At 70.3% G+C, this 11,304-nt stretch carries 12 protein-coding genes; 2 read left to right on the top strand and 10 right to left on the bottom strand.

Annotated elements, in window-relative coordinates; translation table 11 throughout:
- Positions 1-566 (bottom strand): alpha/beta fold hydrolase (locus KBZ04_RS08970; RefSeq protein WP_254991611.1); only part of this gene is annotated, 566 nt, incomplete at its 3' end.
- A gap of 142 nt (positions 567-708) precedes the next feature.
- Here KBZ04_RS08970 and KBZ04_RS08965 point away from each other — a divergent pair.
- On the top strand, positions 709-1,179 hold the full coding sequence (locus tag KBZ04_RS08965; RefSeq protein ID WP_254991613.1) for a GNAT family N-acetyltransferase: 471 nt from the start codon (positions 709-711) through the stop codon (positions 1,177-1,179).
- Here KBZ04_RS08965 and KBZ04_RS08960 read toward each other — a convergent pair.
- The 3 genes from KBZ04_RS08960 to KBZ04_RS08950 are packed head-to-tail and all read right to left on the bottom strand — an operon-like array spanning position 1,122 to position 3,654.
- Positions 1,122-1,868 carry a TIGR04283 family arsenosugar biosynthesis glycosyltransferase gene (locus KBZ04_RS08960; RefSeq protein ID WP_254991610.1) on the bottom strand — a complete coding sequence of 249 codons (747 nt, stop codon included), beginning with the start codon at positions 1,866-1,868 and terminating at the stop codon, positions 1,122-1,124. The two genes, KBZ04_RS08965 and KBZ04_RS08960, sit on opposite strands and share 58 nt — an antisense overlap.
- Positions 1,865-2,476: a TIGR04282 family arsenosugar biosynthesis glycosyltransferase gene (locus KBZ04_RS08955; protein ID WP_254991609.1), complete on the bottom strand. Its 612-nt coding sequence runs from the start codon at positions 2,474-2,476 to the stop codon at positions 1,865-1,867. The genes KBZ04_RS08960 and KBZ04_RS08955 overlap by 4 nt, the downstream gene beginning before the upstream one ends.
- A gap of 41 nt (positions 2,477-2,517) precedes the next feature.
- Entirely contained in the window at positions 2,518-3,654 is a 1,137-nt protein-coding gene (locus KBZ04_RS08950; protein WP_254991608.1) for a trypsin-like peptidase domain-containing protein, read from the bottom strand.
- 91 nt (positions 3,655-3,745) lie between these two features.
- Here KBZ04_RS08950 and dnaA point away from each other — a divergent pair, with 91 nt between their 5' ends.
- Complete coding sequence (dnaA, locus tag KBZ04_RS08945) at positions 3,746-5,170, top strand: chromosomal replication initiator protein DnaA (RefSeq protein WP_409995954.1); 1,425 nt, start codon at positions 3,746-3,748, stop codon at positions 5,168-5,170.
- Positions 5,171-5,173: 3 nt separating this feature from the next.
- Here the strand turns inward: dnaA and cbbX are convergent, their stop codons facing one another.
- The 6 genes from cbbX to KBZ04_RS08915 all read right to left on the bottom strand — a co-directional run.
- Positions 5,174-6,142 (bottom strand): CbbX protein, encoded by a 969-nt coding sequence (gene cbbX, locus KBZ04_RS08940; protein ID WP_254991607.1) that lies wholly within the window; start codon positions 6,140-6,142, stop codon positions 5,174-5,176.
- Entirely contained in the window at positions 6,129-6,374 is a 246-nt protein-coding gene (locus KBZ04_RS08935) for a 4a-hydroxytetrahydrobiopterin dehydratase (protein WP_216909881.1), read from the bottom strand. Before KBZ04_RS08935 ends, cbbX begins: the two co-directional genes overlap by 14 nt.
- A gap of 15 nt (positions 6,375-6,389) precedes the next feature.
- Positions 6,390-7,550, bottom strand: coding sequence for a CO2 hydration protein (locus KBZ04_RS08930; RefSeq protein WP_254991606.1), 1,161 nt, complete (start codon positions 7,548-7,550; stop codon positions 6,390-6,392).
- The gene (locus tag KBZ04_RS08925; RefSeq protein WP_254991605.1) at positions 7,547-9,079 is read right to left on the bottom strand and encodes an NADH-quinone oxidoreductase subunit M; all 1,533 of its coding nucleotides are present in this window, start codon (positions 9,077-9,079) and stop codon (positions 7,547-7,549) included. Before KBZ04_RS08925 ends, KBZ04_RS08930 begins: the two co-directional genes overlap by 4 nt.
- Positions 9,080-9,088: 9 nt before the next feature.
- Entirely contained in the window at positions 9,089-10,933 is a 1,845-nt protein-coding gene (locus KBZ04_RS08920; protein ID WP_254991604.1) for an NAD(P)H-quinone oxidoreductase subunit F, read from the bottom strand.
- A gap of 11 nt (positions 10,934-10,944) precedes the next feature.
- The coding region (locus tag KBZ04_RS08915; RefSeq protein ID WP_254991603.1) for a ferritin-like domain-containing protein at positions 10,945-11,304 on the bottom strand (360 nt) is incomplete at its 5' end.

Raw genomic sequence — 11,304 nt, 5'->3', positions numbered from 1 at the left:
ACGTAGCGGGGTTGCATCACCCGGTCGCGGCTGCCGGCGATCCACAGGCTGGGCACCTGGAGTCCGGCCGTGAGCCTGGGCAGCTGATGAACGGCGCCCCGGTTGGTGCTGCAGGCCAGCAGTCCCCGCGCGGCGCGGCCGTCGGCCACCAGGGGGCTGCGGATCGCGGCCGTGCCGGGCAACTGGGCTGCCCAGACCGGTCGCCAGCGCAGGAAGGCGGCCCCGCCGCGGCGGACCCGGGCGAAGGGCCGCGGCTGGTACACACCACCCCCCACGGCGATCTGCACCAGGCCCCGCAGCTGCTCCCCCAGCAGGGGGGCCGCGTGCAGCGCCAGGCTTCCCCCCAGGGAGTGGCCCAGCAGCACCACAGGTCGGCCGGCGGCCTCCCGCTGCGCGGCCTCGGCCAGCCAACGGCCGTAGCTGGCCAGGCTCGCCTGCAGCCCCCGGGGCCGTTCCGTGCCGCCGAAGCCGGGCAGATCAGGGCACCACAGCGACCAGCGCGGCGCCAGCTCCCGCCGCAGCGGATGCCACAACCGGCCCGCCAGCAGCCAGCCATGGACCCCCACGAGCAGGGGGTGATCGGAACTGGCGGAGGAGACGCTCAGGACAGTCGCCGGGTGGAGTCCCTACCCTGCCGCAGTCCAGCCTGCATCCGTCAGGATCTTCAGAACGCGTAGCCCCCACGCCGTGCCCGAGACCCTGCCGCTGATGACCGATCTCTACGGGTCCGGGCACCGGCTCTGCGCCACCCCCAATCCCAGCCTGGCGCTGGTGCTCAGCCAGGCCCGCCCGATCGACCTGATCGAGCTGGAGGCGCTCTGCGATGCGGTGGGCTGGAGCCGCCGTCCCCTGCGGCGCGTGCGCAAGGCCCTGCAGCACAGCCTTCTCCAGGTGGGGCTCTGGCGCCATGACGCCCGCCTGCCGCGGCTGGTGGGCTTCGCCCGCTGCACCGGCGACGGGGTGGTGGAGGCCACCGTCTGGGATGTGGCGGTCCATCCCCGCTACCAGGGGGCCGGCCTGGGCAAGGAGCTGATGGACTATGTGCTCGAGCAGCTGCGGGCCATGGGCATCGACCGGGTGAGCCTGTTCGCCGATCCCGACGTGGTGGGCTTCTACGCCGCTCAGGGCTGGGAGCTGGAGCCGCTGCAGCGCCGCTGTGCCTTCTGGTATGCACCCTGAGGGCCTGGCCCGTAGTAGCGCTCGGCAAGCTGCGCCGCCGGTGTGCCGCGGCGCCAGGCGCGTCTGAGGCGGGCGTTGGCCAGCACCGTCTGCCACACCCCCAGCCGCTGCCAGCGCCGGCCATTCACCCGCAGGGCCGGGCCAAGGAGGCCGATCCTGGCGTGGCGACGCAGGCGCTGCACGAACTCCAGGTCCTCCATCAGCGGCAGGGGTGCGATCCCGCCGGCGGCGTCATGGAGCCGCCGGGTCAGCAGCAGCCCCTGGTCGCCGTAGGGCAGCTGGCGCCAGCGGCTGCGCAGGTCCACCGCCAGCTCAACCAGGCGCAGGGATGGATCATCGCCGGCGATGCGCAGCCGGAAGGCCCAGGCGCTGGTCTCGCCGGCGGCGATCGCCGCCGCGAGGGCCCGGGCCCACCCCGGCGGCAGGCGCACGTCCCCGTGCAGCAGCAGCAGCCAGGCGCCCGTGCTGCGGGCCACCCCGGCGGCCAGCTGGCCGCCACGGCCGCTGCCGTCGTGAAGCACCCGGGCGCCGGCCAGGGCGGCCAGCCGCGGGGTGCCGTCCCGGCTGCCGCCATCCACCACCAGCACCTCCCGCACCAGCTCCGCTGCCGTGGCCAGATCCGCCAGCAGGGCCGGCAGGTCCCGGGCCTCGTCGCGGGCGGCGATCACCACGCTCAGGGGCGGCCTCATCGCCAGGGGTCCAGGTCGGCGGGGCGGTCGAGGTCGTGGCGCTCCGCCAGCAGGGCCGCGTCCAGGCCCGCCTGTCCTGCCAGCTCCAGGGTCTGGGCCAGCACCCGGTCGCTGCCCCAGTCGATGCCCGTGAACAGCTGGGGCGTGGCCCGGCGCCGGCCGATCAGCCAGTAGCCGCCGTCGGCGGCGGGGCCCAGCACCAGGGCCCTGTGCTCCAGGGCCCGGAAGGCCTCCAGCAGATCCTCGGCCGCCAGGGCCGGCAGGTCACTGCCGATCAGCAGCACCGCTGCCGCCCCCTCGCGGCAGCCCCGCAGCAGCTGACGCTGCAGCCGCAACCCCAGGCTGCCGCTGCCCTGGGCCACCACCCGGTCGACGCCGAGCCGGCGGCCCCAGCGCCGGGCCGCCCGCGGTCCGAGACCGCTCGCCGCCAGCACCAGCTCCAGTCCGCCCCCATGGCCCCCCGCCGCCACCAGGGCCCTGCGGGCCTCGGCCGCGGCGGCCAGTCCGTGCTGGGTGAGGCGGGCCTGGATGGCGGCGGCCCTGGCCCTGCCCACCCCGGGCACCAGCCGGCTCTTGCAGCGGCCCGGCGCCGGCCAGCGGGCCAGCATCACCAGTTGCGCTGGTCGGGTCCCCCGACCTCTCGGCGGCCTCAACCCTCGCGCGGCAGTTCGGCGGGGCGGACGGTGAGGTTCTGCCGGGAGCCGTTGCGCAGCACCGTGATCGCCAGGGGATCGCCCACCCTGCCCCGGTCGACGCCCAGCTGCACCTCCGAGGCGTTGCGGACGGCCTTGTCGCCCACTTTCTCGATCAGATCGCAGGGCTTCAGACCGCCCCGGGCCGCCGGGCTGTTGGCCATCACCTCGACCACCACCACGCCGTTGACCTCCGGCAGGCGGCATTCGTTGGTGGTGGCGTTGATCTCCTTGGCCAGCTGGGGGGTGAGGGCCTGGAGGCGTACCCCGATGTAGGGGTGGCTGGCGTAGCCGCGCTCCAGGATCTGGGCGGCGATCTGGCGGGCCGTGTTGATCGGGATCGCGAAGCTCAGGCCGGCGCCCGGCGCCTGGCGGATGGCGGTGTTGATGCCGATCACCTGGCCGCGGTCGTTGATCAGGGGCCCGCCGCTGTTGCCGGGGTTCACGGCGGCGTCGGTCTGGATGTAGGGCACCCGCTGGCCCTCACCCACGGCGTTGGTGCGCTGGATGGCGCTGATGATCCCCGCCGTCACCGTGTTGTCCAGGCCGAGGGGGTTGCCGATGGCGATCGCCAGTTCCCCCGGCCGCACCTTGTTGGAATCGCCGAGAGTGGCCACCGGCAGCTTGGAGGCCACCACCTTCACCACCGCCACGTCGGTCAGGGGATCGGCCCCCAGCACCTTGCCGGTGAAGCTGCGGCCGTCCGGCAGGGTCACGCTCACCTCGCTGGCCCCCTCGACCACGTGGGCGTTGGTGAGCAGCACCCCGTCGGAGCGGGTGATGAAGCCCGAGCCCTGGCCCTGCTGCTGCTGGATGGCCGGACCCCGGCCGAAGATCCCGCCCAGGGGGTTCACGGTGCGCTTGACCGTGTCGATGCGGACCACGGCCGGGCCCGCCTTCTCGACCGCGTCGACGATCACGGAACTGCTTGGCTGCAGCGTCGGCGCCGGCGCCGCATCGCTGATGGGGGCCTGCTCGGGCTTGGGCAGACCCGGCAGGCCCGGGAGGGCCAGACGGGTGCCGGTGCAGGAGGTCAGCAGGCCTGCCGTGGCCGCCAGGAGGCTGAGGCGGGACAGAAAACGGGGCTGGACCATCGGGGGCGGACAGGCGTCGCTGAAGGATTCATTAAAGACGAACATCCGGGCCCGGGATGCCTATATTCGGCCATCGCGTCGTGGGCTCCTGGTGCAGCAGGGTGATCAGCTGTGGCACAGGGTGAGCCAGGATCTTCAGGGTAGGCTCAGCAAACCGACCTACGAGACCTGGATCCGGCAGGCCCGTTGCCGGGATTTCGCCGACGGCCTGCTGCGCCTCGAGGCCCCCAACAGCTTCGCCTGCGGCTGGCTGCGCAAGAACTATCTGGTGATGATCGCCGCGGTGGCCAGCGAGCACGCCGGACGGCAGGTGCGGGTGGAGGTGGAGGTGGCCCCGGATGCCGAACCCCTCGGCGAGCTGCCGGAGGTCATCGGTGAGAACGGCGGCCCGCTGCCGCAGGTCGTGGTGGAGCCCCCCCTGCGGGCGGCCGGTGGTGCCGGTGGTGCTGGCGCCCCCCGGACGGTGCCGGCCCCCCTGCGCCTCGGGGCGGGTCTGAACACCCGCTACGTGTTCAACCGCTTCGTGGTGGGGGCCAACAGCCGCATGGCCCATGCCGCCTCCCTGGCGGTGGCGGAGGCCCCCGGCCGGGAGTTCAACCCGCTCTTCATCTGCGGCGGGGTGGGCCTGGGCAAGACGCACCTGATGCAGGCCATCGGCCACTACCGGCTGGAGATCGATCCGGAAGCCCGCGTGTTCTACGTCTCCACCGAGACGTTCACCAATGACCTGATCCAGGCGATCCGCAAGGACGGGATGCAGGCTTTCCGGGATCGTTACCGGGCGGCCGACCTGATCCTGGTGGACGACATCCAGTTCATCGAAGGCAAGGAATACACGCAGGAGGAGTTCTTCCACACCTTCAACGCCCTGCATGAGGCCGGCCGCCAGATCGTCATCGCCAGCGACCGGCCCCCCAGCCAGATTCCCAAGCTCCAGGAGCGGCTGATTTCCCGCTTCTCGATGGGACTGATCGCCGACATCCAGATCCCCGACCTGGAGACCCGCATGGCGATCCTGCACAAGAAGGCCGAGGCGGAACAGGTGTCCCTGCCCCGGGAACTGATCCAGTACATCGCCGGGCGTTTCACCTCCAACATCCGCGAACTCGAAGGCGCCCTCACCCGGGCCGTGGCCTTCGCCTCGATCACGGGCCTGCCGATGACCGTGGAATCGCTGGCGCCGATGCTCGATCCGGTGGGTAACGAGGTGGCGGTCACCCCCCAGCAGGTGCTGGAGAAGGTGGCCGAGGTGTTCGAGGTGCGCATCGATGAGATGCTCAGCCCCAGCCGTAAACGGGCCGTCAGCCAGTCCCGCCAGGTGGGGATGTACCTGATGCGCCAGAACACTAACCTGTCGCTGCCGCGTATCGGCGAAGCCTTCGGCGGCAAGGATCACTCCACCGTGATGTACGCGGTGGAGCAGGTGGAGAAGAAGCTCAGCACCGACCCCGCCCTGGCGCGGCGGGTGCAGCAGGTGCGGGACCTGCTCCAGATCGCCTGCCGTCAGCGCCGCTGAGTCTCAGCCCGCCCCCGTCAGCGGAAGCGCCGGATCCAGCCCTTCCACTTCGCCCTGGAACACCCGGCTGGCGGTGATGTCGTCGGCCTCGATCGTCATCAGGTCGGTTTTGGTCAGGGCCCGGCCCATGCCACTGAACAGCCGGTTGGCCTGGCGCATGCGGGCCCGGTCGATGGCATTACGGATCGAGCGGGCATTGGCGAAGAAGGGCAGCTGCATGCGGCGCTGGATGTACTCGGCGAAGGCCGCGCCCGCCTCCGGGCTGAAGCGGTAGTTCTCCGCCGCCAGGATCAGCTGGGCGATCGCCAGAAGTTCGCTGGCGGAGTAGTCGGGGAAGTCGATGTGGTTGGCCACCCGCGAGGACAGGCCAGGGTTGCTCTGGTAGAAGATGTCCATCCGCTCCTTGTAGCCGGCGAAGATCACCACCAGATCGTTGCGGTTGTTCTCCATCACCTGCAGCAGGATCTCGATCGCCTCGGCGCCGTAGTCCCGTTCGTTCTCGGGCCGGTAGAGGTAGTAGGCCTCGTCGATGAACAACACGCCGCCCATCGCCTTCTTGAGCATCTCCCTGGTTTTCGGGGCCGTGTGGCCGATGTACTGGCCCACCAGATCGTCGCGGGTGGCCGTCACCACATGGCCCTTGCGCACATAGCCGAGGCCGTGCAGGATCTTCGACATGCGTTCCGCCACGGTCGTCTTGCCGGTGCCGGGCCGGCCGGTGAACGACATGTGCAGGCTGGGGGGCGCCGTGTCGAGCCCCACCTGGGTGCGCGCCCGGTTGATCACCAGCAGGGCGGCGATCTCCCGGATCCGGGCCTTGACCGGGCGCAGGCCGATCAGTTCCCGGTCGAGCTGGTCGAGCACCTCCTTGATGCCGGCGGCGTCGTAGGCCGCCCGCAGGTCAACCAGCGTCGAGTCCCGGGGGGCGGCCTCCCCGGCCCCATCGGCCGTGTCGTCGCTAGAGGAGCCCATCGATGGCCTTGGCGAAGGTTTCCTCCGGTTCGCCGATGGGGTCCTCGTCGGCTTCGGCGCGCACGGTCAGGTTCACGTAGGTGCGCCCGAAGCTGATGTCGGGGAAGCGGCCCTCCTGCTCCGAGAGGCCGTTCAGGCGCTCCAGGAAGGTGCGGGTGCGTTCGTAGTCATCGAACTCGATGCGGCGCTCGAGCCGATCCGGTCGGGGCCGTCGGGTCCAGGGCTGGTCCATGGGTTCGACCCTAGATCAGCCCGGATCGTCGAGACAGTCGGTGCGGGCCACGCAGAGGCGGGCGGCCCAGGCGGCGGCGTAGGCCCGGTTGGCGGCCTGCTGCGCCGGGAGGTCGCTGTCGAGCGGATGGGGGAAGGTGCCGGCGATGGCGGCGTTGGTGACGCAGAACATCGCCTTCTGGAACGTCATGCAGATCTTCACCCGCACGTCCCCGGCGCCGCGAATGCCGGCAAGGTAGGTCTGGTGAAGCCGCTCGGGCAGGTGGCGGTACATGTCCTGCATCAGCAGGCTGGGCGGGATGCCCGAGCCCATGGTGGGCAGCGGGTCGGCGTAGAGGGCGCCGTACATGAACTGGGCCTGGTCGGGGGAAATCTGCTGGGCCTGGGCGTTGAAGGACACGGTGCCCAGGAACGGGGTGCCGCGCAGGAACACCGCTTCCACGTAGGGGACGGCCACATCCATCAGGAAGGTAAGGCCCGCCTCGGGGGGGAGCACCCAGAAGCGGGTGCCGGCGATCTCCACCGCGTAGGTGATCGGGGCCCCCGCAGCCGCCACGAGGCCCTCCTTGATGAACGTGACCACCGCTGCGATCGAGTCCACCCGCCCGTCCCGCTCGGCCCGGGCCAGATCCAGGAACAGATCGCTCATCACCCGCCAGAACTGGCCCAGGGCATGGGTGGTGGCCGCCGAGCGGATCAGTTCGCTCAGGAACTGGGGGAACAGGGGGTTGAGGGCCGCCAGCAGGGGGTCGCGGCGGGTCTTGTGGGTGACGATGGCGGCGCAGTTGGCGGCGAACGCCTCGCTGTCGAGGTAGGCATCGAGGCCGCCGGTGCCGTGCCAGAGCATCGCCTTCTGGCAGTACTCCGCATATTCGAAGTTGATCCGGTCGTGCAGCAAATGGCGCCAGATCTTCGCCGGGCTGAGGTCACCGTCGAGGAAGCGGAACACCGGGAAGGGATTCAGGAACTGCTTCTCTGCCTGGTAGATCAGGTTGATGCTGTAGGCATCCAGCACCTCCCCGTAGCTCTCGAGCACGTCCACCACCTGGCTCAGGTGATCTGGGGACTCGGCCAGCAGGGTGCGTCCGGCCAGCAGGGTCTCCACCAGATCGTCGCTGGAGGGCAGCCCGCCGCTGAAGGTGAGGGGCGGTTTGGGGGAACGGGGGATCGGCCTCATGACAGCAGCCCTCCGCCCTGGATCGCCGCCACCAGGGCCGGCAACTGGGCCATGGCGGTGGTGGCCTGTTCGCTCAGCTTGCCCAGCCCCCAGGGCAGCACCCCCAGGCCGACCACACCGCTGGCCAGGGCCAGGGCAGGCAGGGTCTCGCGTAGGGCCACCGCCGGCAATCGCACCTCGAGGCGGGAGTCGGCCACCGCATCGCCGCTGGGTGGGGTCACCGCCAGCCGGCCGAAGAAGGCCCGGTTCACCAGCAGCAGGAAGTACACCGCCGTGAGCCCCGAGCCCACCATGCACAGCAGGGTGGCCACCGGGAAGGCGGCCAGGCTGCCGCGGAACACCAGGAACTCGGAGATGAAGCCCGCCATGCCGGGCATGCCGGCGCTGGCCATCACCCCCAGGATCATCAGGGTGCCGGTGAAGGGCAGACCCCGCTCCGGGTTGAGCAGGCCGCGCAGCACCTCCAGGTCCCGGGTGCGGGTCTTGCGGTAGACCACGCCCACCAGCAGGAACAGCAGGGCGGAGATCAGGCCGTGGCTGACCATCTGGAAGACGGCCCCCAGCAGACTCACGGGGGTGGCGGCGGCGGCGGCCAGCAGGATGTAGCCCATGTGGCCCACGGAGCTGAAAGCCACCATCCGTTTCATGTCCCGCTGGGCGATGGCCGCCAGGGAGCCGTACAGCACCGACACCGCCGCCCAGCCCGCCAGCCATGGCGCCAGCAACGCCCAGGCCTCCGGGAACATCCCCAGGCAGAAACGCAGCAGGCCGTAGGTGCCCAGTTTCAGCAGCACGCCCGCCAGCAGCACCGACACCGGCGTGGACGCCTCGGTGTGGGCATCCGGGAGCCAGGTGTGGAAGGGCACCAGGGGGATCTTGATGGCGAAGCCGATCAGCAGCGCTCCCAGCAGCACCAGCTGGGTGCCCAAGCCCAGCTGGGCGGTGCTCACCGGGTTGATGCTGAAATCGGCCTGGCCGGTGACCAGGGCGAGGCCCAGGAAGGCCCCCAGGATCAGCACGCCGGAGATGGCGGTGAAGATCAGGAACTTGGTGGCCGCATAGCCCCGGTTGGCACCCCCCCAGATGGAGATCAGCAACCAGAGGGGAATCAGCTCCAGCTCATAGAAGAGGAAGAACAGCAGCAGGTTCTCGGAGAGAAACGCCCCGTTCACCGCGCCGCTGATGCCGAGCAGCAGGGCGAAGTAGAGCCGGGGACGCTGGCTGAGGTCGCGGGTGCAGATCGCCGACACCAGCGTGAGGGCGGCGTTGACCAGCACCAGCGGCATGGCCAGGCCATCGACACCCAGGCGGTAATCAAGGCCGATGCTGTCGACCCAGGCGAAGGACTCCTGCAGCTGCAGGCCCGACTGGCCCGGGTCGAAGGCCAGCAGCACCCGCAGGCTCCAGAGCAGCTGCAGGGCCAGCAGGCCGAGGGCGGCGCGGCGGATGCGCTCGGTGGCCAGCTCGCCGGGCCAGCAGAGCAGGCCGAGGGCACCGGCGAAGGGAATCAGCAGCAGGGCGCTCAGCATGGTTCTGGTTCAGCCCCCCAGCCAGGAGAGGCTGCCGATCAGCACCACGATCGCCGCCACCACGGTGAAGACGTAGGTCTGCAGCCGGCCGCTCACCCCCAGCTTGAGGCTTTCGGCCGAGGCCATCGAGACGCCGGCGATGCGGTTGACCAGCCCGTTGACCACCAGCTGGTCGAAGCCGTTGGTGATCCTGGCCAGGCCGGCCACGAAGGCCACGATCGTGGCCCGGTAGATGCGGTCGGTGTAGAAGTCGTAGGCAAGCAGGTCCTGCAGGACCCGCAGGGGCTGGCGCACGGAGCGGGACCAGAAGGTGTCCAGCGGCACCAGGCTGCCGACCAGCAGCCCGGCCAGGCCGCTGCCCACCAGCGCCAGGGCCGTGACGCCCGAGAAGGCGCCGATGCCGGGAACCCGGTCGATGCGGGCCATCACCAGGGGTGTCACCAGCACCAGCACGGCGACGGTCACCATCGGCAGGGCCATCAGCCAGTTCACCTCCGGTGTCCGGCGGGTCTTGGGGTGGGGGGAACCCATGAACACCTGGCGGTAGACCCTGGTGAAATTCAGGGCGGTCAGGCCGTTGGTGAGCAGCACCACGGCGGCGAAGAAGGGGGCCCTGGAGCTCAGGCCCTCCACCATCAGGCCGAAGCTCCAGAAGCAGCCCAGGGGAAGCAGGCCGGTGAGGCCCGCCGCCCCCACCAGGAAGCCGGTGGTGGTGGCGGGCATGCGGGAGCCGAGGCCGCCCAGTTCGGTGAGGTCCTGGCAGTTGGTGGTGGCGATGACGCTGCCCACGCTCATGAACAACACGGCCTTGGCCAGGGCATGGGAGAAGAGCAGCAACAGGGCGATGAAAGGCTGCTGCAGGGCGATGGCCACGAACACCAGCCCCAGGTAGGAGGTGGTGGAGTACGAGCAGGCCCGCTTCAGGTCGACCTGGGAGATGGCCACCAGGGCACCGCCCACGGCGCTGATGGTGCCCACCGCCAGCAGCACATCGATCGCCACCGGCGAGATCAGCAGCAGCGGCATCACCTTCAGCAGCACCACGGCACCGCAGGTCACCACCACGGAGTTGCGCAGGATCGAAGCCGGGTTGGGCCCCTCCATGGCCTCATCCAGCCAGAGGTGCATCGGGAACTGGGCGCATTTGCCCATCGGTCCGGCGATCAGCCCCAGGCCCAGCAGGGTGGCCCCCAGGGCCGGCAGGGTCTCGTTGGCCGACCAGGCGTAGAGATCGTTGAATTCCAGCGAACCGGCCCAGGCCGACAGGGTGACCACCCCCATCAGCAGCAGCACATCGCCCACCCGCTTGGTGAGGAAGGCATCACGGGCGGCGGTGACCACCAGGGGCTGGGCGTACCAGAAGCCCACCAGCAGATAGGTGGAGAGGGTGAGCATCTCCAGCAGGAAATAGCTCATGAACAGGTTGCTGCTCAGCACCACCCCGGCCATGGCCCCTTCGAAGAACCCCACCAGGGCGTAGAAGCGCGCCAGGGACCATTCCTTGTCGAGGTAGCCCAGGGCGAACACCTGCCCCACCAGGCTCATGAACGTCACCAGCTCCAGGGCCGCCAGGTTGGTGAGGGAGAGATCAAAGCCGATGCGCAGGTCAAGGTCGGCGGCTGCGAACCAGCCGATGTCGAGGTGCTGGGGGCCGAGGGCCAGCACGGCGCGCAGCACGAGGCTGCCGTGCAGCACCGCCAGCAGGGTGACCAGCAGGTTGAGGTAGGCGGCCGGACGGGGGCCGTTGCGTCGGATCCAGCCCGTCGCCCAGGGCAGCGAGAGCAGCATGCCGCTGAATCCGTAGAGCGGAATCAGCCAGCTGAGCTGGATCGACAGGGGAAGGGTGTCCGGCAAGGGGAGGGACGTCAGAAGGTGGCCCGTTGCAGGGACCGGGACTGGGCATTGCCCAGGCTGTCCAGCCAGGCGGCCAACACGTCCCCATGCTGCTGTTCTTCGTCCCTCAGGGTTCGGAAGAAGACTTCATTGTTGTGATCGCCGATCAGCAGGCAGAAGCGTGTGGCTTCGGCGTAGTGCTGGATCAGATCCCGTTCGAGGTCGGCATCGAGGCGCAGCAGGCCGAGCAGATCGGCGGCGTGGCCCACGGGCCGCAGCTGGGAGGCGGCCGGGGCCACCCCCAGCTGGAGCATGCGCTGCACCAGCCGTTCGGCATGCCGCAGTTCCTCCACCGTTTCCTGGCGGAAACGTTCGGCGGCCTCGGCCTCGCC

The sequence above is a fragment of the Cyanobium sp. N5-Cardenillas genome (assembly GCF_024345515.1).
Taxonomy (GTDB): Bacteria; Cyanobacteriota; Cyanobacteriia; order PCC-6307; family Cyanobiaceae; genus Cyanobium.
This window is presented reverse-complemented; position numbering and strand designations above follow the sequence as displayed.

What these genes read in the sequence shown, in the direction of transcription:
- KBZ04_RS08965 (WP_254991613.1), top strand. Translation starts at nt 709, where the DNA reads ATGACCGATCTCTACGGGTCCGGGCACCGGCTCTGCGCCACCCCCAAT.
- KBZ04_RS08960 (WP_254991610.1), bottom strand. Translation starts at nt 1,868, where the DNA reads ATGAGGCCGCCCCTGAGCGTGGTGATCGCCGCCCGCGACGAGGCCCGG.
- KBZ04_RS08955 (WP_254991609.1), bottom strand. Translation starts at nt 2,476, where the DNA reads ATGCTGGCCCGCTGGCCGGCGCCGGGCCGCTGCAAGAGCCGGCTGGTG.
- KBZ04_RS08950 (WP_254991608.1), bottom strand. Translation starts at nt 3,654, where the DNA reads ATGGTCCAGCCCCGTTTTCTGTCCCGCCTCAGCCTCCTGGCGGCCACG.
- cbbX (WP_254991607.1), bottom strand. Translation starts at nt 6,142, where the DNA reads ATGGGCTCCTCTAGCGACGACACGGCCGATGGGGCCGGGGAGGCCGCC.
- KBZ04_RS08935 (WP_216909881.1), bottom strand. Translation starts at nt 6,374, where the DNA reads ATGGACCAGCCCTGGACCCGACGGCCCCGACCGGATCGGCTCGAGCGC.
- KBZ04_RS08930 (WP_254991606.1), bottom strand. Translation starts at nt 7,550, where the DNA reads ATGAGGCCGATCCCCCGTTCCCCCAAACCGCCCCTCACCTTCAGCGGC.
- KBZ04_RS08925 (WP_254991605.1), bottom strand. Translation starts at nt 9,079, where the DNA reads ATGCTGAGCGCCCTGCTGCTGATTCCCTTCGCCGGTGCCCTCGGCCTG.